Origin of the sequence: Pseudomonas viridiflava (assembly GCF_003702045.1) — a bacterium.
In the GTDB taxonomy this organism is placed as follows: Bacteria; Pseudomonadota; Gammaproteobacteria; order Pseudomonadales; family Pseudomonadaceae; genus Aquipseudomonas; species Aquipseudomonas viridiflava_C.
This window is the reverse complement of record NZ_RBTP01000065.1, coordinates 94394-115911: the sequence shown is the minus strand read 5'-3', so window position 1 is coordinate 115911 and position 21518 is coordinate 94394. Positions and strand designations below refer to the sequence as shown.

Annotated in this window: 25 protein-coding genes; 13 read left to right on the top strand and 12 right to left on the bottom strand. The window is 59.2% G+C overall.

The window, feature by feature from the left end:
* Positions 1-62: 62 nt before the first annotated feature.
* The gene (locus ALP40_RS19195) at positions 63-758 is read right to left on the bottom strand and encodes a peptidase C39 family protein (RefSeq protein WP_122209771.1); all 696 of its coding nucleotides are present in this window, start codon (positions 756-758) and stop codon (positions 63-65) included.
* Positions 759-979: 221 nt separating this feature from the next.
* Between ALP40_RS19195 and ALP40_RS19190 the strand changes: the two genes are divergently transcribed.
* Complete coding sequence (locus ALP40_RS19190; RefSeq protein WP_122209770.1) at positions 980-1159, top strand: hypothetical protein; 180 nt, start codon at positions 980-982, stop codon at positions 1157-1159.
* Positions 1160-1249: 90 nt separating this feature from the next.
* On the opposite strand, the gene ALP40_RS19185 is transcribed toward ALP40_RS19190, so the two are convergent.
* Positions 1250-2008 carry a TerC family protein gene (locus ALP40_RS19185; protein ID WP_122209769.1) on the bottom strand — a complete coding sequence of 253 codons (759 nt, stop codon included), beginning with the start codon at positions 2006-2008 and terminating at the stop codon, positions 1250-1252.
* Between the two features lie 38 nt (positions 2009-2046).
* Entirely contained in the window at positions 2047-2289 is a 243-nt protein-coding gene (locus ALP40_RS19180; RefSeq protein WP_122209768.1) for a hypothetical protein, read from the bottom strand.
* A 132-nt stretch (positions 2290-2421) separates the two neighbouring features.
* Between ALP40_RS19180 and nhaR the strand changes: the two genes are divergently transcribed.
* Positions 2422-3324: a transcriptional activator NhaR gene (gene nhaR, locus ALP40_RS19175; protein ID WP_122209863.1), complete on the top strand. Its 903-nt coding sequence runs from the start codon at positions 2422-2424 to the stop codon at positions 3322-3324.
* Here the strand turns inward: nhaR and ALP40_RS19170 are convergent.
* Both ALP40_RS19170 and ALP40_RS19165 read right to left on the bottom strand, forming a co-directional pair.
* Positions 3321-4475, bottom strand: a complete 1155-nt coding sequence (locus ALP40_RS19170) for an MFS transporter (RefSeq protein ID WP_122209767.1) — start codon at positions 4473-4475, stop codon at positions 3321-3323. The genes nhaR and ALP40_RS19170 overlap by 4 nt on opposite strands.
* Before the next feature lie 157 nt (positions 4476-4632).
* Positions 4633-5142, bottom strand: coding sequence for a DUF1993 family protein (locus ALP40_RS19165; protein WP_122209766.1), 510 nt, complete (start codon positions 5140-5142; stop codon positions 4633-4635).
* A gap of 144 nt (positions 5143-5286) precedes the next feature.
* On the opposite strand from ALP40_RS19165, the gene ALP40_RS19160 reads away from it, so the two are divergent.
* Positions 5287-5955, top strand: coding sequence for a YceH family protein (locus ALP40_RS19160; protein ID WP_122209765.1), 669 nt, complete (start codon positions 5287-5289; stop codon positions 5953-5955).
* 12 nt (positions 5956-5967) lie between these two features.
* Here the strand turns inward: ALP40_RS19160 and ALP40_RS19155 are convergent, their stop codons facing one another.
* Entirely contained in the window at positions 5968-6780 is an 813-nt protein-coding gene (locus ALP40_RS19155; RefSeq protein ID WP_122209764.1) for a shikimate 5-dehydrogenase, read from the bottom strand.
* A gap of 223 nt (positions 6781-7003) precedes the next feature.
* Between ALP40_RS19155 and ALP40_RS19150 the strand changes: the two genes are divergently transcribed.
* Positions 7004-7372 (top strand): hypothetical protein, encoded by a 369-nt coding sequence (locus ALP40_RS19150; RefSeq protein WP_122209763.1) that lies wholly within the window; start codon positions 7004-7006, stop codon positions 7370-7372.
* A 170-nt stretch (positions 7373-7542) separates the two neighbouring features.
* The gene (locus tag ALP40_RS19145; protein WP_122209762.1) at positions 7543-7725 is read left to right on the top strand and encodes a hypothetical protein; all 183 of its coding nucleotides are present in this window, start codon (positions 7543-7545) and stop codon (positions 7723-7725) included.
* 364 nt (positions 7726-8089) lie between these two features.
* Here ALP40_RS19145 and ALP40_RS19140 read toward each other — a convergent pair whose 3' ends face one another.
* Positions 8090-8650: a hypothetical protein gene (locus ALP40_RS19140; RefSeq protein ID WP_122209761.1), complete on the bottom strand. Its 561-nt coding sequence runs from the start codon at positions 8648-8650 to the stop codon at positions 8090-8092.
* Between the two features lie 251 nt (positions 8651-8901).
* On the opposite strand from ALP40_RS19140, the gene pbpG reads away from it, so the two are divergent.
* A complete protein-coding gene (gene pbpG / locus ALP40_RS19135) occupies positions 8902-9843 on the top strand; it encodes a D-alanyl-D-alanine endopeptidase (protein WP_122209760.1) in 942 nt (313 codons plus the stop codon).
* A gap of 67 nt (positions 9844-9910) precedes the next feature.
* Here the strand turns inward: pbpG and ALP40_RS19130 are convergent, their stop codons facing one another.
* The 3 genes from ALP40_RS19130 to ALP40_RS19120 all read right to left on the bottom strand — a co-directional run bounded on the left by ALP40_RS19130 (position 9911) and on the right by ALP40_RS19120 (position 13661).
* Positions 9911-11341: an NAD-dependent succinate-semialdehyde dehydrogenase gene (locus tag ALP40_RS19130; protein ID WP_122209759.1), complete on the bottom strand. Its 1431-nt coding sequence runs from the start codon at positions 11339-11341 to the stop codon at positions 9911-9913.
* A gap of 244 nt (positions 11342-11585) precedes the next feature.
* Complete coding sequence (locus tag ALP40_RS19125; RefSeq protein WP_122209758.1) at positions 11586-12452, bottom strand: SDR family oxidoreductase; 867 nt, start codon at positions 12450-12452, stop codon at positions 11586-11588.
* 69 nt (positions 12453-12521) lie between these two features.
* Complete coding sequence (locus tag ALP40_RS19120; protein WP_122209757.1) at positions 12522-13661, bottom strand: glutathione-independent formaldehyde dehydrogenase; 1140 nt, start codon at positions 13659-13661, stop codon at positions 12522-12524.
* A 227-nt stretch (positions 13662-13888) separates the two neighbouring features.
* Here ALP40_RS19120 and ALP40_RS19115 point away from each other — a divergent pair, with 227 nt between their 5' ends.
* From ALP40_RS19115 to ALP40_RS19090, 6 genes are all read left to right on the top strand, one after another.
* On the top strand, positions 13889-14479 hold the full coding sequence (locus ALP40_RS19115) for an amino acid synthesis family protein (protein ID WP_122209756.1): 591 nt from the start codon (positions 13889-13891) through the stop codon (positions 14477-14479).
* Positions 14480-14512: 33 nt separating this feature from the next.
* Entirely contained in the window at positions 14513-15346 is an 834-nt protein-coding gene (locus ALP40_RS19110; protein WP_122209755.1) for an alpha/beta fold hydrolase, read from the top strand.
* On the top strand, positions 15343-16824 hold the full coding sequence (locus tag ALP40_RS19105) for an aldehyde dehydrogenase (protein WP_122209754.1): 1482 nt from the start codon (positions 15343-15345) through the stop codon (positions 16822-16824). The genes ALP40_RS19110 and ALP40_RS19105 overlap by 4 nt, the downstream gene beginning before the upstream one ends.
* A gap of 13 nt (positions 16825-16837) precedes the next feature.
* Positions 16838-17323 (top strand): flavin reductase family protein, encoded by a 486-nt coding sequence (locus ALP40_RS19100; protein ID WP_122209753.1) that lies wholly within the window; start codon positions 16838-16840, stop codon positions 17321-17323.
* 175 nt (positions 17324-17498) lie between these two features.
* Positions 17499-18251 (top strand): GntR family transcriptional regulator, encoded by a 753-nt coding sequence (locus ALP40_RS19095; protein WP_122209752.1) that lies wholly within the window; start codon positions 17499-17501, stop codon positions 18249-18251.
* Between the two features lies 1 nt (position 18252).
* On the top strand, positions 18253-18816 hold the full coding sequence (locus ALP40_RS19090) for an NUDIX hydrolase (protein WP_122209751.1): 564 nt from the start codon (positions 18253-18255) through the stop codon (positions 18814-18816).
* Positions 18817-19315: 499 nt separating this feature from the next.
* Here ALP40_RS19090 and ALP40_RS19085 read toward each other — a convergent pair whose 3' ends face one another.
* Both ALP40_RS19085 and ALP40_RS19080 read right to left on the bottom strand, forming a co-directional pair.
* Positions 19316-19819, bottom strand: coding sequence for a GNAT family N-acetyltransferase (locus ALP40_RS19085; RefSeq protein ID WP_122209750.1), 504 nt, complete (start codon positions 19817-19819; stop codon positions 19316-19318).
* A 77-nt stretch (positions 19820-19896) separates the two neighbouring features.
* Positions 19897-20187: a DUF1330 domain-containing protein gene (locus ALP40_RS19080; protein ID WP_122209749.1), complete on the bottom strand. Its 291-nt coding sequence runs from the start codon at positions 20185-20187 to the stop codon at positions 19897-19899.
* Positions 20188-20279: 92 nt separating this feature from the next.
* Between ALP40_RS19080 and ribBA the strand changes: the two genes are divergently transcribed.
* Complete coding sequence (gene ribBA / locus ALP40_RS19075) at positions 20280-21389, top strand: bifunctional 3,4-dihydroxy-2-butanone-4-phosphate synthase/GTP cyclohydrolase II (RefSeq protein ID WP_122209748.1); 1110 nt, start codon at positions 20280-20282, stop codon at positions 21387-21389.
* The last annotated feature ends 129 nt before the right edge of the window (positions 21390-21518 follow it).

Below are 21518 nucleotides of genomic sequence, written 5' to 3'. Positions count from 1 at the left end.
CACCCAGATAACCGCAAAAAAACGGCGCCTCATGGGGCGCCGTTTTCATTCACGTTGTTCAGTCATTTGCCAGCACGATTCAATGTCCGGGTTGCCTCGCCTGCCGCCTGTTCCTGCCCCGATTGCGACAATTCGGCGGCAGCCTTCAGCCAGCGCTGGGCATCCACCTGAGCAGGCAGTTGACGCGGTGACTGGATCAGTACCGCCCAATCGCCAGCATCGTTCCAGGCAGACACAAAACTGCTGAAACTCATCACGTAACGGCGGTCCATGCCTGCATGCAACAAGACGGTTTCCTTGACCCGGTTGTAACCGACCAGCACGGCGTAGCGCGGTGACTTCCAGAACGCGGAGCCTTGGGAGAACCGCAACATCACGGGATACCCCGCCGACACCTGGGTCAGCAGCGCCTGCAAATTTCCATCCAGCGGGTACACCATGAACCCGTACTCGCGAGCCACCTTCGGCATGTTCTGCTCAAGGCGATCTTCGGCGGCCGGCAGCTGCAGAGGTTTATCCAGCAAGCCCGGAGTGGTCTGTACTTGCTGGTTGGCAAGCATACTGGCCAACGCCCCCGGACCACTCTGATAGATATTGCCCCGGAAGAACGGCACTGAATTGAGCTCAACGCGGTCCGGGAGGCGCTTGATCTGGGGTGTAGCCATAGAGGCACAGCCGCAAATACCGAAAGTCAGCGCTGCGAACAGCAGCCAACCTTTGGAACGAACCGCCCTTACAAACAAAGATACCGACAACATGCTCACTCACTTCAACTGACATCGAGCAGTCCCCGCTCGACCTGAATGCCGATCATAGAGCTCGCAACGGCCGGGGTATAGCCTTTGAGCACAGTCAGATGAGGTCATTAGACCGAATCGGTCATACCAAAACGCCATTGGTCAATTAATCGCAACATGCCCATGACTAGACTGTCAGTTATCAGGAATGCAACACAAAAGCAGGAAACGTGGAGGCACTTATGAGCCTGGAATTGACAATCGTGATGTTGGTCGCCTCGTGGCTTGCGGTGGCTACTGCCATGTTGTGGGGAGTGATGCGTGTGTCGCGTCGTCATCACCCTCACACGGTCACCCCGCCCTCGCCCAAGCGCTTGAAGCTGGACAGATCGCCAAAAGCCGGACAGGCCATCGCGCACTGAAGTCGGGTTGCAAACGGTTCTGGCTGACCCTGAAATGCAAAACGGTCGACCCGATTGCTCGAGCCGACCGTTTTTTCATGCGAGGTGCGATCAGGCGTTGGCAGCCAGACGTGCAGCCTTCTTGCGTTTGGCCTTGCGGACCATCATGTTCAGACCTTCAATGGCTGCCGAGAACGTCATGGCGGCGTAGATATAGCCCTTTGGAACATGGGCACCGAAGCCTTCTGCGATCAGCGTCATACCGATCATGATGAGGAAGCCCAGCGCCAACATGACCACTGTCGGGTTGTCGTTGATGAACTTCGCCAATGGGTTGGCCGCTACCAGCATCACGACGACGGCGCTCACGACAGCGATGATCATGATCGGCAAGTGCTCAGTCATGCCCACAGCGGTGATGATACTGTCGATCGAGAACACCAGGTCCAGCATCAGGATCTGAACGATTGCGCTGCCCATCGTCAGGGCTACGGTGGCGCTCAGGGTTTTCTCTTCCTCGGTCTTAACGTCCATACTGTGATGGATTTCCGTGGTCGCTTTCCAGACCAGGAACAGGCCACCGGCGATCAGGATCATGTCTTTCCACGAGAACGCCTGGCCAAACATTTCAAACACGGGCTCGGTCAACTGCACGATGTACGCCACGGTGCTGAGCAGGCCCAGACGCATGACCAGCGCCATGCCGATACCCATTTTCCGCGCTTTCTCACGCTGATGTTCCGGCAGCTTGTTGGTGATGATCGAGATGAAGATCAGGTTGTCGATACCCAACACGACTTCCATCACGACCAGCGTCGCCAGCGCAATCCACGCAGCCGGACTGGTCGCGAGTTCCAATAGGTATTCCATAGATCACTGCCCTGCCTGAGCCAATAGTTGAACGAATGTTAGATTTCTTTACCGGACTTGCCGTCTGATTCAGCGGAGCTTGGTGGCGCCTCCAGTCCTGAAAGTTCCTGCTTGGCTTCTTCTACCGCTTTGGTCGCAGCCTGGTGCGTCTCGTCAATCGCCTGCCTGGCAGAATTGGCCGCTGTGTCCAGCATCTGCTTGGAAGACGACTCAATCTGATCGCACCCGGCCATTACCACCAGCGAACCTGCCAAAAGTACAGCGCAAAATGATTTATTCATATTTCCCTCGGTGGGCAAAGCCGGACGAGGTGTCGTGTCCGGCGTTGGAAGGCATTCTAGGGAAATGGAAACATAAGGAAAATTCGATTTTATAAGCGATATACTTCGGTTTTAACGAATCGGCCAGTGAACATGCTCAATTATCGCCAACTGCACTACTTCTGGGTGGTGGCCAAGACCGGCAGCATCGTGCGCGCGTGTGAGCAACTGAGCCTCACACCGCAAACCGTCAGCGGACAAATCAGCTTGCTGGAAACGTCACTGGGCGTTGATCTCTTTCAGCGCGTGGGTCGCCAACTGGAAATGACAGAGGCGGGACGCATGGCGTTGCCCTACGCGGAGCAGATGTTTCAGCTGGGCAATGAGCTGGAGACACTGTTGAGTTCGCATCCGGATGAACAGCAATTGCTGTTCCGGATCGGCGTGGCGGACGTCGTGCCCAAATCCATCGTCTATCACCTGATCGCGCCGACAATGGATCTGAAGGAGTCGATTCGCATCACCTGCCGCGAGGACAAGCTTGAGCGACTGCTGGCGGACCTGGCGATTCAGCGTCTGGACATGGTGATTTCCGACAGCCCGATGCCACAGCACCTAGACATCAAAGGCCACAGCCAGAAACTGGGCGAGTGCGGCGTAACGTTCTTCGCCACCCGGGAGGTGGCTGAGCGCTTATGCGGCGACTTCCCCCACTGCATGCATGGCGCACCGCTGCTGATTCCTGGCCAGGAGACGGTGGTGCGCGGCAGGTTGATGCGCTGGTTCGCCGAATCAAAAATCCAGCCACGCATTGTCGGCGAGTTCGATGACAGCGCACTGATGAAGGCTTTCGGAAAATCAGGCAGCGGCGTTTTCGTGGCGCCCAGCGTGATCGCCGAGGAGGTACAGAGCCAGTATGGCGTGCGGGTCATCGGCCAGACGAATGCCGTGACCGAGTCTTTCTATGCCATCACGGTCGAGCGCAAGGTCCGGCACCCCGGCGTCGTCGCCATTGCCGAAGGTGCGCGGAACCAGTTATTCACTGACAGCGATTAAGCAGTAATCCGGAGCGGTCTGCTGCGCATCAATAGCCAGGCCAGCAGGATCGCCAGAAAGATGATGCCAGCCGCAGCGAAGCCCAGGTTGTCCAGCCCCAGGTGGTCGATCACCCTGCCGCCGATGAGCGCGCCGATGCCAATGCCCAGGTTGGCACCGGCGATGTTCAGTGATGCGGCGAAGGCCGGTGCCTGAGGTGCGGCCTTGATCAGACGCACATGGCTGACCAGAAACAACGCCGCCTGAGTCACGCCCCACACTGCGAGCGCAAACGCCAGCGCGACATAGGAATGAATGCTTGGCACCACCGCGACCATGCCAACAATCATGAACGCGCAGAACACCAGGCTGGCGATCAACGGATGACGATCCACCATACGGCCGCCCAAGGAGTTGCCGAGCAGCCCGACTGCACCGAAGCCCATCAGGCACCAGCCCACCAACGCGCCATCGAACCCGGCCAGACTTTCCAGCATGTCGGCCAGATAGGTGTAGGCCGTGAACATGCCGCTGAACACCAGCACCGACAGCAACACATGACCCAGCATCAGTCGGCTGCGCAAGATGCCGAACTGGCTGAGGATGGAAACCGGCTCTTTTTTGACCAGGGTCTGGGGCAGGTAGATCGTCAGCAGCAATGCCTTGGCGAAGGCCAGTACCGACAGCGCCGCAAACGCCGTTCGCCAGCCGAATGCATCGGAAATCAGCGTGCCGACTGGAATGCCGAACACGGTGGCGCACACGATTCCGAAACCGATCCTGGCAATGGCTCGCCCGGCGAACTGCGGCCCGACGATGTCCACCGCCGTTTCACTGGCCAACGCCCAGAACACGGGCAGGCCCAACGCGGGGATCAACCGCGCCAGCCCCATCACCGCGATGTTAGGGGCCACTGACGCCAACGCATTCGAGAGGCCAAACAGAATCAGGATGCCGACGAACAGGCGCTTGCGATCGAACCGTGAGCAGTACGCCGTCAGAAAGGGCCCGAACGCTGCGACCGTAAAAGCGAACAGCGTCACCAGCAATCCGGCCTGCGGTACGGTGACAGCCAGGTCACGGGCCATCGCAGGCAACAGGCCGACGATGACGAACTCTGTGGTCAGCACGGTGAATCCAGCGGCCGACAACAGCAGAATGGGCAGTAACATCAAAACTCCACAACAACGACACCGGCTCATCCAATGGATGCGCCCGCGTTAAACAGCTGAAAATTAGAAATGAATCGACGCCAAGCAGATACCGTTGCCTGCACCTAATGCACGCAACGGTATCAGCAGAGGGGACCTGTGCGTTGAATACGGGCGGTTAGAACTTGCCCATGAAATCGCGCTTGCCGATCTCGACGCCGTTGTGGCGCAGCAGGTCGTAAGCGGTGGTTACGTGGAAGAAGAACTGCGGCAAGGCGTAGCTCAGCAGGTAGGCCTGACCGTTCAGGCGACGCTCTTTATCGGTGCCGGGACGCAGCACGATTTCGATGCCTTCGTTGCCATCGACCTGCTCAGGCTTGATGGTGCCGATGAATTCAAGCGTCTTGGCCAGCAGCGCCTGCAATTCGGCAAAGCTGGTTTCGGTGTCTTCGTACTGCGGAATCTCGACACCCGCCAGACGCGCCGACGCCCCTTTGGCGAAGTCCACGGCGATCTGCACCTGGCGGGTAAACGGTAGCATGTCCGGGAACAGACGAGCCTGCAACAGCGCTGGCGGCTGGATTTTCTTCTCGGTCGCGTGGCCTTCAGCTTTGGTCAGAACATCGCTCAGCGCGTTGAGCATCTGCTGAAAGACAGGAATCGAAGCGGCATACAGGGAAATAGACATGACATATCCTGAGTGATAAAGGCGCAATTATAGACCTGCCCTGCGCGAAAGACCGCGAGTCTTTTCAACGTATGTGCTGACGCACTGGCAAAAAAACGCATCACGCCATAGGCTGATTCACCGTTATTATCCAGGGAAGCGTCCATGTCCACCGAACCCTCCTCGACCGAAGCGCCCGATACTGCCGAGGCCTTGCAGCTCACCAGCGTCGAAGTGCGCATCTTGGGCTGCCTGATCGAAAAGCAGGCGACCAACCCCGAAACCTACCCGCTGACACTCAATGCACTGGTGCTGGCCTGCAACCAGAAAACCAGTCGCGATCCTGTCATGAACCTGACTCAGGGCCAGGTGGGCCAAAGCCTACGGGCGCTGGAGGGTCGCGGGCTGACACGACTGGTGATGGGCAGCCGCGCCGATCGATGGGAACACAAGGTCGATAAGGGGCTGGAACTGGTGCCTGCGCAGGTCATTCTGACCGGCCTGCTCCTGCTGCGCGGTCCGCAGACGGTGAGCGAACTGCTGACCCGCAGCAACCGCATGCATGACTTCGAAGATGCCGAGCAGGTCGTCCATCAACTGGAGCGCTTGATCGCCAGAGGCCTGGCAATGCTGATACCGCGTCAGGCGGGCCAGCGCGAAGACCGTTACATGCACGCCCTGGGTGATCCGGAGGACCTGCAGGCATTGCTCGCCCATCGCCAGGCTGCGCCCGAGCGCAGTGCAGTCGGTACGGCGTCGAACGAGCGCATCGAAGCACTCGAAGCCCGGGTCGCCGCCCTCGAAGAGCGGCTGGCGAAACTGGAGCCGCACTGACAGGCGGACGGCTCAGCCTCGGGCGAAGGCCGCCGCTTGCTGATATTGCTCGTCGGTCGGGCGAATGCCGGTGTACAGCACGAACTGTTCAAGTGCCTGGATCGCCGCGACTTCATCCCCGCTGATGACCTTCTTGCCCAGACGTCGGGCGGCCTGAATCAGCGGGGTATCCGCAGGCGTGGCCACCACATCGAAGATCGTGTGCGCTGCCTCGATGGCCTGTTCGTCGAACGCCAGCTCATCAGCCTGCGGGCCGCTCATGCCCAGAGGCGTGACATTCACCAGCAAGGCAGGTCGCTCATCGTTCAGGTCGGCCTGCCAGCGAAAGCCACAGGAATTGGCCAGGCGCTTACCGGCCTGCTCGTTACGCGCCACGATCAACCCGTCGGTGAAACCTGCGTCGCGCAACGCAAAGGCCACCGCTTTGGCCATCCCGCCACTGCCGCGCAACGCAAACGCGGTGTGCGGTACGGCATGGCTTTGCATCAGTTGAGCGACTGCGATGTAATCGGTATTGAACGCTTTCAGGTGGCCGTCGGTGTTCACGATGGTGTTGATCGACTGGATCGCGGCGGCCGAGGCATCCAGTTCATCCACCAGCGCGATGCAGTCCTCCTTGAACGGCATCGACACGGCACTGCCGCGAATGCCCAGCGCGCGAATACCGGCCACCGCAGCCTTCAGGTCATTGGGGGCAAAGGTCTTGTAGTAATAGTTGAGGCCCAACTGTTGATAAAGATGGTTATGGAAACGCACACCGAAGTTTCCCGGGCGCGCTGCCATCGACATACACAATACGGTGTCCTTGTTGGCAGTAATGGCCATGTTTTTCTCCTGAACGGTATTGGATTTAATCTGTTCGCCAGGCGTACACTGCGCCTCGCCGGCAGGACGAAAGTTGTCCGGCCCTCTGGATGGAAAGCACCTTACATAAAATTTACTCAACGATTTCGCAGATTTTAAAAAAAACGATGTCTTAGAGTTATCCCGTGGCAGTGCTTGAGCTTAATGCAGGCCCGCGACAACGGGTTGAAAGCGAGGAACACTCATGATTCGTCAACTCCCCAAGATTGCCTTGTTTATAGGTGCGTTGGCCCTGGCAGGTCAGGCGAACGCCGATCATCGTGGCTGGGGTGGCCCAGCCGTGGTAGGTGCGCTGGTCGGCGCCGCCGTGGTGGGCGCAGCGGTATCTTCAAGCCGTGACAGAACGGTCTATGTCGAACGCCAGCCGGTCTACTATCAGCAGCCCGTGCAGCAGGTCTACTACGCACCGCCACCTCCGCCGCCGGTAGTCTATTACCAGCCAGCGTATGAGGTTGTAGAGCGTTATCCGGCACCGCCGCCACGCTACTATCGTCCTTACGGCGGCCCGCCTCCAGGTTATTACCAGGGCTATGGCCCACACGGCCGCTGGTAACAGCAAAAAACCCGCCTTCACCGGCGGGTTTTTCATTTCTTGCGCACACCCCTGCACCGCGCTGCAACGCATTCAACCCTCGTTGCTGTCAATGACGACTATTGAGAGCGTCGATTTCTGCCTGCACGGTCGACCCCGTAAAGTGGCCTCATGAACAGATGGAGGTCGCTATGAGTAACGTTCAAATCATGTCCGTGGTAGGCAGCGCAGTCCCGGCCCCGCTCAGAGAGCGCGGACTTTTGGCGTGCTGGTATCTGATTCAGGATGGTGAACCGGTCAGCGGCCCCTTCGCATCATTGCCTGTAGCCCAAGCCTTTTCCGAGGAACTGAAAAGCCGCGTTTTGGATAGCTGACGCACTGACCGGTTGCTTGGCGTACTTCGTGCGTTGCTCCGCACTCTCCCTTGACCGCATCGACTGATGCGGTTTTTTTATTCGAGCGTTGAAATTACAGAAGAAGACTCAACCACGTATTTGACGCAGCGCGGTTGCGCAACAGACATCGGTCTGTGGAGGCTTCGCCACGTCTTCGACGTAGCGCTGTCGCGCGGCAAATTTCGTGGGAGCGGACTAGTCCGCGAATGCAGAAACGCAGCTAGTGTATCTGCGTCGGATGTACCGGCCTTTCGCGGACAAGCGGAACGCAGCCCGGTCCGCCCCCACAAAGAACCTTCTTATTCAGTGACTTATGCGTTCACCGCATGCCCGAACTTCCTAATCACGTTCGCTCTGCCATCGCTGCGTTGACCTGACACCGATGCGTCAGCTTCTGCAAACGCTTTTCCAGCGCCATGAACACCACGCGATCGGTGCGACCGCTGTCCAGCTCGTCGATCAGGTCGTTGGCCACCTGCCGCAACTCGTACGCCAGCACCACGCGGTCATCGTTCAGATCCAGTTTGTGGGACTCGAACAGCCGATGCAGGTAGTCCTGCAAGGTGAACTTAAGGCTATGACGATCACTGGCGCGCAGGTGCGCAAGGTTCAGGTTGATGCGTGCATGCAGCTCGCTCAACTCGCCGCACAGGTATTGCATACGTCGCGCATAGCCTGTCTCGCGATCGCGCACGTGCTTGTGGGCGAGCTTAGCCTCCTGTTTGCGCTGGATGCCGGGCACAGCGATGGCGACCATCATGCCGACAATCAATGCAATGGCCTGCATCCAGCCAGCCCAGTCCGATGGGCGCAAGAAAAACCCGGCCAATAACAGCAGTACGGTCACCAAAGACGCGGCGATTACCAGAACGACGTACTCCTTGCCGATAAACCCCTTGAGCATTGTGCGACTCCTTGAATCCATAATCTTCGATGGCTGGGAATGCTAATCGGTGCCAGCTTCAGACACCATGAATATTCAACGTGCCCGCTGTTTTGCACGGTTTTCCAACTTAACAGCGACTTAACGAAAGGGCGTTTTCCGATTTTATTGACGAAACGCCCTACAGCGCCCATCGACATTGGTTGAAGCCTGCTTCTAAAATGCTGGGTTTACGCCTATTCCTTCCACTAATACACCTTATCGAGTGAGCCTTGCTCTTGAAAATTCGTCTGTCCGTTCTGGGCCTATTATGTGTACTTACAGGTTCAGCTTTTTCCACTTCCATCCTGGCAAACGAAACCGCTGCTCTGAATCGCGATCCTTCCAACCTGCACCTGGCCTCCGGCAGTGCGATGGTCATCGACCTGCAGACTGACAAAGTCCTGTACTCCAGCAACCCGGACGTCATCGTACCCATCGCCTCGGTCACCAAGTTAATGACGGCGATGGTGGTGCTGGACGCCAAGCAGTCAATGGACGAAGTCATTCCGGTCAACATTTCCCAGACACCGGAAATGAAAGGCGTGTTCTCCCGCGTCAAGCTCGGCAGCGAGATGAACCGCCGCGACATGCTGCTGATCACCCTGATGTCCTCTGAAAACCGCGCAGCGGCCAGCCTGGCGCACAGTTATCCGGGCGGTTACCCGGCGTTCATTCTGGCGATGAACGCCAAAGCCAAGGCGCTGGGCATGAAACATACGGCCTACGTCGAACCCACCGGGCTCTCGGTTTATAACGTCTCCACTGCCCGCGACCTGACCAAACTGGTGATGGCTGCCCGCAAGTACCCGATGCTCAGCGAGCTGAGCACTACCGAAAACAAGACTGTGACGTTCCGCAAGCCAACCTACAGCCTGGTGTTCAACAACACCGATCACCTGGTTCGCAAGGAAAACTGGGACATCAAGCTGACCAAGACCGGCTTCACCAACCAGGCCGGTCACTGCCTGGTGCTGTTGACGACAATGGCCAACCGTCCCGTGTCGGTGGTCATTCTCGACGCCTTCGGCAAGTACACACACTTCGCCGACGCCAGTCGCCTGCGCAAGTGGATGGAGACCGGCCAGAGCGGCCCGGCGCCGGAAGTGGCATTGCAATACAAGAAAGAAAAGAATCTGGTCATGAAACAGAGCGGTATTCAGGCTCGGGACTGACCGGAGCAGAATAAAAAACGGCCGCGATGTACGAACATCGCGGCCGTTTTCGTTACTGAGTGGCGTATCAGTTGTACTGGGTCACCAGCTTGGTATTCAGATACGCCTCGATGGCCTCCGTGCCCCCCTCCGAGCCGTAGCCCGAATCCTTGATCCCGCCGAACGGGACTTCCGGCAAGCCAATGCCCTGATGGTTGATAGACAACATGCCGGCTTCGATGTACGTGCTGAGCGCCTGAGCGGTCTTCATCGACGTGGTAAAGGCGTAGGACGCCAAACCGAATGGCACGCGATTGGATTCGGCAATCGCCTCCTCGACGGTATCGAACGGCACCAGCAGCGCGACAGGGCCGAACGGCTCTTCGTTCATGATGCGCATGGCGGGGGTCAGGCCGCTCAGTACAGTCGGTTCGAAGAAGTAGCCCGGGCCATCGACAGCCTTGCCTCCGGCTGACACGGTGGCTCCGCTCTTGACGGCATCTTCCAGCAGATCCACCAACGCAGGGATGCGGCGATCATTGGCCACCGGCCCCATCGTCGTGCCCGACTCCAGGCCGTTGCCGACCTTAATTTCACGCGTCAGGCCGACGAACTTCTCGGTGAAGGCATCCAGCACCGTGCGCTGCACCAGAATCCGCGTTGGCGATACACACACCTGGCCTGCGTTACGGAACTTGGCAGTCGACAGGACGCGCGCCGCGAGGTCGATGTCAGCGTCGTCAAACACCAACGCCGGCGCGTGGCCGCCCAGCTCCATCGTCGCGCGCTTCATGTGCTTGCCTGCCAGCGCCGCGAGCTGCTTGCCGACCGGGGTGGAACCGGTAAAGGTCACCTTGCGAATTACCGGGTGCGGAATCAGGTAACCGGAAATTTCGGCGGGATCGCCGTACACCAGGCCGATCACACCCGCAGGAACACCCGCGTCCGCAAAGGCGCGGATCAGCTCGGCAGGAGAACCCGGCGTTTCTTCCGGCGCCTTGACGATGATCGAGCAACCGGCAGCCAGCGCCGACGACAGCTTGCGCACCACTTGGTTGATCGGGAAATTCCACGGCGTGAACGCCGCCACCGGACCGACCGGCTCCTTGACCACCTTCTGTTCGATGTTCACACCACGTGACGGCACGATACGCCCGTAACTGCGACGCCCTTCCTCAGCCAGCCAGTCAATGATATCGGCAGCGGACATGGCCTCCATGCGCGCCTCGGCCAAGGGCTTGCCCTGCTCTTGCGTCATGATGCGGGCGATGCTGTCTGCGCGTTCGCGGACCAGATTGGCGGCCTTCTGCATGACTTTGTAACGGTCGTAAGCCGAGGTATTGCGCCATGTGGCGAAGCCCTTTTCGGCGGCAGATAGCGCTTCGTCAAGGTCGGCGACGCCAGCATGGGCGACGGTGCCGATGGATTCGCCGGTGGCCGGGTTGATCACCGGAATCGTACGGCCATCGCGACTTGCGCGCCATTGGCCGTCTACATAAAGCTGTACATCAGGGTACATGGCAACTCTCCATAGGTCGTTGCGAAGGAGCGTGAGGTGCGCGCTCAAAAAAACTGAAACGAATTTAGGGGGGTATACCCCTAATGGTCAAGCGACTTTGTGGGCCACTGACGACCATACTCGATTCAAGGGTGCCTGACCTGATGGCAAGAAAGTGTGAAAACCGGGGAAAAGTGTTGGAAACCGGATTGGGTTCAGGCGGCGTCAAGGCTGACGCCGCCTTGCCACACGGTATTGAGGGGCGTTACAGAATAGGTTTGCCGCCTGTCACGCCATAGCGCGTGCCAGAGATATAGCTCGCTTCGTCCGAAGCTAACAGCACGTAAATGGGCGACACTTCAACCGGCTGACCCGGACGGCCAAGCGGCGTCTGACCGCCGAAGTTCGCCGCTTCTTCTTCCGGCATGGTCGAGACGATCAACGGCGTCCAGATCGGTCCCGGTGCAACGCTGTTCACCCGGATGCCCTTCTCGCCCAGCATCTGCGCCAGGCCGGCGGTGAAGTTGGCAATCGCCCCTTTGGTGGTGGCGTAGGGCAGCAACGTCGCCTTGGGCATGTCGGAATTCACCGAACTGGTATTGATGATCGAGCCGCCGCGCCCCATGTGGGGCACCGCGGCCTTGCAGATCCTGAACATGGCAGTGATGTTGACATCGAACGTCATCAACCATTCTTCGTCACTGATCTCTTCCAGCGTTTCGTGGCTCATCTGGAAAGCGGCATTGTTCACCAGTACGTCGATCCGACCGAACTCTTCAACGGTCTTGCTCACAATGTCTTCACACTGCTGCTTCTGCGCCAGATCACCCGGCAACAGCAGGCACTTCCTTCCAGCCTCCTCCACCCAGCGTGCGGTTTCCTTGGCATCTTCATGCTCGTCCAGGTACGAAATTGCAACCTGGGCACCTTCACGCGCGAAGGCAATCGCGACAGCACGACCAATCCCGCTGTCGCCACCGGTAATCAGCGCAATTTTGTCCTGCAGACGACCGTGTCCGGTGTAACTCTGTTCACCGCAGTCAGGATACGGTTCCATTCTGCCCTGCTCACCCGGGACGTTCTGAGGCTGCTTGGGGAAAGGAGGTTTTGGATAGCTCTCGAAATCTTTCATGTGCACATCTCCTTGAGGATAAAGCCCCTCGCCGTCGAGTGGACGAGGAGCGGTCGGCGCGATAGGCAATCAGGCAGCAGGCTTGAGCACTACCTTGGTCCAACCGTTATCGCGAGCGTCGAAATGCTGGTAGGCGTCGGGTCCTTCTTCCAGCTTCAAACGGTGGGAAATGATCTGCGACGGCGTGGCGCGTCCGTGATGGATGAGCTCGGCCAGGCGACGGTTATAAGCCTTGACGTTGGCCTGCCCGGTGCGGATCTGCTGACCCTTGAACCAGAAAGCGCCAAAATCGAAGGCCATCTTGCCTTCCTTGGCCAGGTCATTCTTGGCCCCCGGATCCTGCGGCACGAATACGCCCACGACACCGATGCCACCCGTAGGCTTGGTCGACGCCACGAGGTTATTCATGGTCAGGTGGTTGGCTTCATGGCCATGTCGGTCGCAGCACTGATAGCCAACGCACTCACAGCCACGGTCGGTGCCTTTGCCGTGGGTCAGGTTGAGGATTTGCTCGACGGCTTCCTGCTCGACCGAATTGATCGGTGTGGCGCCCATCTTCGCGGCCAGAGCAAGGCGATCCGGGTGATTGTCGACCACGAACACCTGCGATGCGCCTTTGATCATGGCCGAGTGCGCAGCCATCAGGCCGACGGGGCCTGCGCCATAGATGGCGACACTTTCGCCTGGCAGCAAACCTGCCAGCTCAGTGGCGTGCCAGCCGGTGGGAAAGATGTCGGACAGCATGACGTAGTCATCTTCCTTCTCGACGGCATCCTCTGGCAGCAACAGGCAATTAAAGTCCGCGTAAGGCACACGCAGCAGTTCAGCCTGCCCACCTGCGTAGTCACCCATGTCGGCAAACCCGTAGGCGCCACCTGCACTGCCCGGATTGACGGTCAGACAAAAACCGGTCAGGCCTTTTTCACAGTTTTCGCAAAAACCGCAGCCGATGTTGAACGGCAGGCAGACCCGGTCGCCCACCTTGATACGGTCCACGCCTGCGCCGACGGCGATCACTTCGCCCATGTTTTCGTGACCGAAGATACGCCCGGTTTCGAACGAAGTGCGCCCCTCGTACATGTGCAGGTCAGAGCCACAGATATTGGTGGTCGTCACTCTGACAAGAGCATCGGTCGGCTTCTCGATCTTCGCGTCCGGCACGTTCTTGACACTGACGTCGCGCGGCCCGTTGTAGACGATGGCTTTCATTCGTAGCTCTCCTGAAGTGAATAATTCGTCGGGCTGTTAATAGCCCACCGAATATCTGTCACGACGCGAAGGCACGTGTTCAAAACGATTGTCCCAAGACCTGACGAATGGTCACTTCATAGCCCTGCAAGCGATGCGCCCGCACACGAGAAGAAAAACCCTTGCGCAAGCAATCTTATGGTATACCATCATACGAAATACAATAGTGCTCGATACGGGAGTCCTTCATGAGCTTTGAAATTCGCAAGATCGTCAATTACACCGAAGAAACCTTTATCGAAGGCGGCAAGGCCACTGACAAACCTGTGACGATGGTCGGGTTGGCTGTGGTGATCAAGAACCCTTGGCTAGGCAAGGGGTTTGTCGAAGACCTCAAGCCTGAGATCCGCGCCAATTGCTCGGATTTGGGCGAGCTGATGGTCAAGCGTCTGACGGATGCCATTGGCGGTGCCGACAAGATCGAAGCATATGGCAAAGCCGCAGTAGTGGGCGTCGATGGCGAAATCGAGCACGCATCGGCCGTCATCCACACCCTGCGCTTTGGCAATCACTACCGTGAAGCGGTCAAGGCCAAGAGCTACCTGAGTTTCACCAACAAGCGCGGCGGTCCAGGCACTTCCATCCAGATCCCGATGATGCACAAGGACGACGAAGGTCTGCGTTCGCACTACATCACGCTGGAAATGCACATCGAAGACTCGCCTCGCGCCGACGAAATCATCGTCGTGCTGGGTGCTGCGAACGGCGGGCGCCTGCACCCGCGCATCGGCAATCGCTATATCGACCTGGAAGAACTGGCCGCTGAAAAAGCGCAGTGATCTCTTTTCTCTCTGTCTGCGCAGGAGCGATCCATGAATCAGCTCACCGCTGAATGCACGCCGGCGGGTACCAGTTATCTGGCCACCGGCCAAGGCCACCCCGTGGTGTTGATTCACGGGGTGGGCCTGAACAAGGAAATGTGGGGTGGCCAGATCGTCGGCCTTGCTCCGCATTATCGGGTTATCGCTTATGACATGCTGGGGCACGGAGCCAGTCCACGCCCGGATCCGGACGCGGGTCTGCCAGGCTACGCCGAGCAGTTGCGCGAACTGCTGGAACACTTGGGCCTGCCGCAGGCCACGATCATTGGCTTCTCGATGGGAGGCCTGGTCGCCCGGGCGTTCGCACTGCATTTTCCCCAGTACCTGTCGGGCATGGTCATCCTCAACAGCGTCTTCAATCGCAGCCCTGAACAGCGGGCGGGGGTCATTGCCCGTACCAGTCAGGCGGCCGAACACGGACCGGATGCCAATGCGGCCGAAGCACTCTCGCGCTGGTTCAGCCGTGAATACCAGGCGGCCAATCCGGCGCAGATCGCAGCCATTCGCCAGAACCTGGCGAGCAACGATCCGCAGGGCTACCTGACCACCTATAAACTGTTCGCCACGCAGGATATGTACCGCGCCGACGATCTAGGCGATATTCGCGCACCGACATTGATCGCCACCGGCGAGCTGGACCCTGGCTCCACGCCTGAAATGGCACGGGAACTGGCCATGCGCATCAAGGGCGCGGAAATCGCGATACTGCCTGACCAACGCCACATGATGCCGGTGGAATCACCGCGCCTGGTCAATCAGGTGCTGCTGGACTTCCTCGACAAGTCGGCGTCCGTTCACAACTCGATAAAGGGGATCGTTGCATGAGCCTCACCCGTTTCCAGATGTGCATCGACGGCCTCTGGGTCGACGCGCGTTCAGGCAAGACCTTCGCCAGCCTCAACCCTGCGCTGGCCCAGCCTTGGGCGCAATTGCCCGACGCCGACGAAGAGGATGTGGAGCGAGCCGTGCAGGCCGCCCAGAAAGCATTCGAAAGCCCGGCCTGGCGTGGATTGACGGCCACCGCACGCGGTAAATTGCTGCGCAAACTGGGCGACCTGATTGCCGAGAACAAGGAGCAGCTGGCGCAACTGGAAAGCCGCGACAACGGCAAGCTGATTCGCGAAACCCGCGGCCAGGTCAGCTACCTGCCCGAGTTTTTTCACTACACGGCGGGCCTGGCCGACAAGCTCGAAGGCGGCACCCTGCCCCTCGACAAACCCGATCTGTTTGCCTACACCGTGCATGAGCCGATGGGTGTGGTTGCCGGAATCATTCCGTGGAACAGCCCGCTGTACCTGACCGCCATCAAGCTGGCCCCGGCGCTGGCGGCGGGCAATACCATTGTGCTCAAGCCCTCCGAACACGCCTCCGCCACCGTGCTTGAACTGGCGCGTCTGGCACTGGAAGCCGGTATTCCGCCGGGTGTGGTGAACGTGATCACTGGCTATGGCCCGACCACGGGTGCCGCGCTGACCCGTCATCCATTGGTGCGCAAGATTGCGTTCACGGGCGGCGCGGCCACGGCGCGTCACGTAGTGCGAAGCAGCGCGGAGAACTTCGCCAAACTGTCCCTGGAGCTGGGGGGCAAGTCGCCCAACATCATTTTCGCCGACGCCGACCTGGACAGCGCCATCAACGGTGCCGTCGCAGGCATCTATGCTGCGTCGGGACAGAGCTGCGTGTCCGGCTCCCGGCTGCTGGTGCAGGACGAGATTTACGATGAATTCGTCGAACGACTGGTTGAACGCGCCAGCCGTATCCGCATCGGAAATCCGCAAGACGAAACCACCGAAATGGGTCCGATGGCCACAGCCCAACAACTGGCGGTGGTCGAAGGGCTGGTCGCCGACGCGCTGGCCGAAGGCGCTCGCTTGCGCCTGGGTGGCAAGCGCCCGGCACTGGCGAGTGAAGGATGGTTCTACGAGCCGACGTTATTCGAATGCGATCGCAACTCGATGAAGATCATGCAGGAAGAGGTCTTCGGCCCAGTGGCATCCGTCATTCGCTTCAAGGATGAAGCCGAGGCGCTGGCGATTGCCAACGACTCGCAATTTGGCCTGGCGGCAGGCATCTGGACACGTGATCTGGGACGCGCCCATCGTCTGGCGCGGGATATCCGCTCGGGGATCATCTGGGTCAACACCTATCGCGCAGTTTCGGCGATGGCGCCTATCGGCGGTTTCAAAAATAGCGGCTATGGCCGCGAGAGCGGGATAGACTCCGTCCTGGCTTACACCGAACTGAAAACGGTGTGGATCAACCTTTCGCAGGCGCCCATGCCTGATCCATTTGTCATGCGTTAACGAGGCCGCTGCGATGATCGAACCCGGTATTTATAAAGAAGTCATGGCGTCGTTTCCTTCAGGCGTCACCATCGTCACCGCGCTGGACCCGGAGGGCAATCTGGTGGGCATCACGGCCAGCGCGTTCAGCGCACTGTCCATCGACCCGGCACTGGTCCTGTTCTGCCCCAACTATGCGTCGGACACCTACCCCGTGCTGCGCGACGGCAAGAAATTCGCCATCCATCTGCTCTCGGCAGATCAACAGGCCGAGGCTTATGCCTTCGCCAGCAAAGGCAAGGAAAAGACCAAGGGGATCGAGTGGCATTTGAGCGAGCTGGGCAACCCGCTGCTGAACAACGCCACGGCGATCATCGAGTGTGAGTTGTGGCGCGAATACGATGGCGGCGACCACGCCATTATCGTCGGCGCGGTGAAAAACCTGATCCTGCCAGCGACGCCTGTCACGCCGATGGTTTACCACCGGGGCAAAATGGGCGCCCTGCCCGCGCTGGTCTGAACCCGAGCCGGGCGGTTTTGGTGGATGCAGGCTACAGCGTGATAAACTCGGCCGCGACCCGGTTTCACCTCCGGGCCATGCAGCAGCCCGCATGAACCGCGGGCTGCCGACATGAATGCGGCCACCCTGTAAAGGTCGTGTTTTTTATCTGACAGCCCCATGCCGAGCACACCCGATGAAACGCCTGCCACTCGACGACAACTTCAAGGTCAACCGCAACCCCGTTACCCTGCGGGAGATCGTGCTGGACAAACTGCGCAGCGCGATCATGAATTTCCAGCTGTTGCCGGGGGATCGTTTGGTCGAGCGAGACTTGTGTGATCGTCTGGGTGTGAGCCGCACGTCGGTGCGCGAGGCGTTGCGTCATCTGGAGTCCGAAGGGCTGGTGGAGTTTGCCGATGCCAAAGGGCCGCGAGTGGCCATCATCACCCTCGCAGACGCCTGCGACATTTACGAGCTGCGTTGCGTGCTGGAAGGGCTGATCGTCCAACTGTTCACCCTGCGCGCCAAGCCCAAGGACATCAAGGCGCTGGAAAAAGCGCTGGAAGTGAATCGTCAGTCGCTCAAGGAAGGCGAGCTGCAGCAGGTCATCGACTCGGTGCAAGGCTTCTACGATGTGCTGCTCGAAGGCTCGGGCAACCACATCGCCGCCACCCAGCTTCGTCAATTGCAGGCACGTATCAGCTACTTGCGCGCGACCTCGGTTTCGCAGGAAAACCGTCGCGGCGACAGCAACAAGGAGATGGAACTGATGGTGGACGCCATCAAGAGCGGCGACCCGCTGGCCGCGCATCAGGCTTCGGTCGATCACGTGCGCAATGCCGCCCGAGTGGCGCTTGAATACCTCAAATCCAAGCAGGACGACGACGCCAAGGTCCGTGACATCGTGGCCCCCGTCGCACTCAAAGAACCCCGCATAGGTCGATGAAATGGCACTGCCGCGCTTCTGTCCTCAATGCGGCAGCGCTGATCTCGATCAGCGTATCCCTTCGGGCGACACCCATGCGCGGTTGATGTGCGGCCGTTGTCAGTACATCCATTACGTCAATCCGAAGATCATCGCTGGCTGCATCATCGAGCAGGAAGGCAAGTACCTGCTGTGCCAGCGTGCAATCCCGCCACGACCCGGCACCTGGACCCTGCCTGCAGGTTTCATGGAAACCGGCGAAACCACTGAACAGGCAGCGCTTCGCGAGGTATGGGAAGAAAGCGGCGTGCGCGCCGAGATCCTCTCGCCCTACTCCATTTTCAGCGTGCCGCAGATCAGTGAGGTCTACATCATCTTCCGCGCCATCGCGCTGGAGATCACCGGGCAATTCGGTCCCGAAACCCTGGATTACACATTCTTCGCCCCCGAAGACATTCCGTGGGACAGCATCTACTACCCCGCCATCCGCCAGATCCTGGAGCGCTATATTGAAGAGCGCCAGGCCGGTGTGTACGGCCTCTATATCGGCAACGATGACAGCGGAAAGGTACATTTCATTCGTTAAAGGTGGCCAGGCTGTAGGAGGTCCCACCACGTCTTCGACCTAGCGCCGTCACGCAGCAAACACCGTAGGAGCGGACTTGTCCGCGAATGCCGCATCTCATTCACTGAACCGTCATCGGCTGTACCCCCCCCTTTCGCGGACAAATCTGCCCTTATCAAACACTTTGTAATTTACTGAAATGCGCACACCTGCTTCTGCCCGGAGGGCGTGGAAGCTCTCGGAGGTTACGACGGCAGCGATGGCCTGCGCAGCGGGCCCAGGTTGCATCTGACACACCGCAAGTGCAGGTTTTGCTGCCGGTTCCCGGCAGATCGCCGGCAAGCCGCCTCCCACGCACCGTGTTCTCCAGTGGATTACAGGTTGTTTGATAAGAGCGGATAAGTCCGCGAACGCAGAATTTCAGCCACTGCATCTGCGCCGAATGTACTGGCCTTGTCGCGGACAAACGGAGCGCCGCCCGGTCCGCTCCCACGTATCAGATCAATCACCTTTGCGTACTTCACCGCAAACGCGCCATCGTCAGTGCGTCGACCATCACGCCATCCCGTACCGCGTAATGACGCAGCCGCCCTTCCGTCTCGAAACCAAATTTCTCGTACAAGCCGATGGCAGCCTGGTTGTCGACATACGCTGTCAGTTCGACCCGGCGCAGGTTCATCCAGTTGTCGGCGACGTCCAGCACGGCAGCCAGCAGCTTCGAGCCCACCCCTTTGCGGTGCCAGGCAGGAGTCACGACCATGCCGATACTGCCTATGTGACTCTGGCGAATACGTGTGTACTGCTCAAGACCTATATGACCGATCACTTCGTTGCCGTGCACGGCCACCAGCTTGATCTGGCGCTCGTTGCTCGCGGCCAGACGCTTGCGCCAGACCTCGACCGACTGGTAGGGCATCTGCAATACCTGGCGGCAGACCGCCGGATCGTTATAAAGCGCGGCAAGGCTCTCAAGGTGTGTTTCAGCCAGGCACTGGATGGCGATAGTGGAAGCAGGCGCATGCACGGTGTGTCGTCCTTTCAGGCAGAGGGTGGCACAGTCTAGAGGCCTTGGCCTGCCCGTGACCAGCCCTTACCAAGGCCCTACTCCATTCCTTCAACGATCACGATGTCGGCCTTCGACGCGCCCTGTCGATGGCTCATGGCGTGCTGATATTCAGGCGAGCGATAGCAGGCCATCGCCTGTTCATACGACTCGAATTCGATCACCACCGTACGTTGCGGGGTTGCTCGTCCTTCCAGCGCTTCGGAGCGGCCACCACGAGCCAGGAATTTGCCACCAAACAAGGCGAAAGCGGCTGGCGCGCTCTGGGTATATTCGCTGTACTGCTGAGGGTCGGTCACGTCAACGTGTGCAATCCAGTAAGCCTTCATCGTGATCTCACTGTTTCAATGATAGGGAATCTATGAAATATTCTGTCTTATGGTATACCACAATAATTCATCCATAACACCGGGATCCGAGCATGGCATTCGATCGCATCGAAGACATCATTGAAGACTACCGTCAGGGAAACATGGTCCTGCTGGTAGATGACGAAGACCGTGAAAATGAAGGCGACCTGCTGCTCGCCGCAGATCGCTGTTCACCGCAAGCCATCAGCTTCATGGCCCGCGAAGCGCGTGGACTGATCTGCCTGACCCTGACCGACGAGCACTGTCAGCGCCTGGGCCTGGAGCAGATGGTGCCCAGCAACGGCAGCGTCTTCGCCACCGCTTTTACCGTGTCCATCGAAGCGGCCACAGGCGTGACGACCGGCATCAGCGCAGCAGATCGGGCGCGCACCGTTCAAGCGGCCGTCAACCCGCAAGCGGTGCCAGAGGATCTGGTGCAACCCGGCCATATCTTCCCGCTGCGTGCCCGTGAAGGCGGTGTATTGACCCGTGCTGGCCATACCGAGGCCGGCTGCGACCTGGCTCGTCTGGCGGGCTTTGCACCGGCTTCGGTCATCGTCGAAGTCATGAACGATGACGGCACGATGGCCCGTCGCCCCGACCTGGAGCGCTTCGCCGAGAAACACGGGATTCGCATCGGCACCATCGCCGACCTGATTCATTATCGCCTGAGCACCGAACACACCATCGTCAGGATCGGCGAACGTGACCTGCCCACGGTGCATGGCACCTTCCGGCTGTTCAGCTATGAGGACCGTATCGAGGGCGGCGTACACATGGCGATGGTCATGGGTGACATCCGCCGTGAAGACCCGACGCTGGTGCGGGTCCACGTGGTCGATCCGCTGCGTGATCTGGTCGGTGCCGAATACACAGGGCCGGCCAACTGGACGCTCTGGGCAGCGTTGCAGAAGGTTGCCGAAGAAGGTCGCGGCGTTGTCGTGGTGCTGGCCAATCATGAATCGTCTCAGGCCTTGCTGGAGCGAATTCCGCACCTGACTCAACCGCCGCGTCAGTACACCCGCTCGCAATCGCGAATCTATTCGCAAGTCGGTACCGGCGCGCAGATATTGCAGGACCTGGGCGTCTGTAAACTGCGCCATCTGGGCCCGCCGCTGAAGTACGCAGGCCTCACCGGCTACGATCTGGAGGTGGTGGAAAGCATTCCGTTTCCGGGTTAAGTGCTTGGCTTGATGTCAGGGTGATCATGTGCAAAACATGCGTAAGACGCCCGTTACGCCTGACTTACAGACACATCAGGCGACAGGCAGATGACCGCGCATAGGCAAAATACTTGCACAAAGTTTGGA

Coding starts and splice junctions, on each gene's coding strand:
- ALP40_RS19195 (WP_122209771.1), bottom strand. CDS start 758: ATGTTGTCGGTATCTTTGTTTGTAAGGGCGGTTCGTTCCAAAGGTTGG.
- ALP40_RS19190 (WP_122209770.1), top strand. CDS start 980: ATGAGCCTGGAATTGACAATCGTGATGTTGGTCGCCTCGTGGCTTGCG.
- ALP40_RS19185 (WP_122209769.1), bottom strand. CDS start 2,008: ATGGAATACCTATTGGAACTCGCGACCAGTCCGGCTGCGTGGATTGCG.
- ALP40_RS19180 (WP_122209768.1), bottom strand. CDS start 2,289: ATGAATAAATCATTTTGCGCTGTACTTTTGGCAGGTTCGCTGGTGGTA.
- nhaR (WP_122209863.1), top strand. CDS start 2,422: ATGCTCAATTATCGCCAACTGCACTACTTCTGGGTGGTGGCCAAGACC.
- ALP40_RS19170 (WP_122209767.1), bottom strand. CDS start 4,475: ATGTTACTGCCCATTCTGCTGTTGTCGGCCGCTGGATTCACCGTGCTG.
- ALP40_RS19165 (WP_122209766.1), bottom strand. CDS start 5,142: ATGTCTATTTCCCTGTATGCCGCTTCGATTCCTGTCTTTCAGCAGATG.
- ALP40_RS19160 (WP_122209765.1), top strand. CDS start 5,287: ATGTCCACCGAACCCTCCTCGACCGAAGCGCCCGATACTGCCGAGGCC.
- ALP40_RS19155 (WP_122209764.1), bottom strand. CDS start 6,780: ATGGCCATTACTGCCAACAAGGACACCGTATTGTGTATGTCGATGGCA.
- ALP40_RS19150 (WP_122209763.1), top strand. CDS start 7,004: ATGATTCGTCAACTCCCCAAGATTGCCTTGTTTATAGGTGCGTTGGCC.
- ALP40_RS19145 (WP_122209762.1), top strand. CDS start 7,543: ATGAGTAACGTTCAAATCATGTCCGTGGTAGGCAGCGCAGTCCCGGCC.
- ALP40_RS19140 (WP_122209761.1), bottom strand. CDS start 8,650: ATGCTCAAGGGGTTTATCGGCAAGGAGTACGTCGTTCTGGTAATCGCC.
- ALP40_RS19130 (WP_122209759.1), bottom strand. CDS start 11,341: ATGTACCCTGATGTACAGCTTTATGTAGACGGCCAATGGCGCGCAAGT.
- ALP40_RS19125 (WP_122209758.1), bottom strand. CDS start 12,452: ATGAAAGATTTCGAGAGCTATCCAAAACCTCCTTTCCCCAAGCAGCCT.
- ALP40_RS19120 (WP_122209757.1), bottom strand. CDS start 13,661: ATGAAAGCCATCGTCTACAACGGGCCGCGCGACGTCAGTGTCAAGAAC.
- ALP40_RS19115 (WP_122209756.1), top strand. CDS start 13,889: ATGAGCTTTGAAATTCGCAAGATCGTCAATTACACCGAAGAAACCTTT.
- ALP40_RS19110 (WP_122209755.1), top strand. CDS start 14,513: ATGAATCAGCTCACCGCTGAATGCACGCCGGCGGGTACCAGTTATCTG.
- ALP40_RS19105 (WP_122209754.1), top strand. CDS start 15,343: ATGAGCCTCACCCGTTTCCAGATGTGCATCGACGGCCTCTGGGTCGAC.
- ALP40_RS19100 (WP_122209753.1), top strand. CDS start 16,838: ATGATCGAACCCGGTATTTATAAAGAAGTCATGGCGTCGTTTCCTTCA.
- ALP40_RS19095 (WP_122209752.1), top strand. CDS start 17,499: ATGAAACGCCTGCCACTCGACGACAACTTCAAGGTCAACCGCAACCCC.
- ALP40_RS19090 (WP_122209751.1), top strand. CDS start 18,253: ATGGCACTGCCGCGCTTCTGTCCTCAATGCGGCAGCGCTGATCTCGAT.
- ALP40_RS19080 (WP_122209749.1), bottom strand. CDS start 20,187: ATGAAGGCTTACTGGATTGCACACGTTGACGTGACCGACCCTCAGCAG.
- ribBA (WP_122209748.1), top strand. CDS start 20,280: ATGGCATTCGATCGCATCGAAGACATCATTGAAGACTACCGTCAGGGA.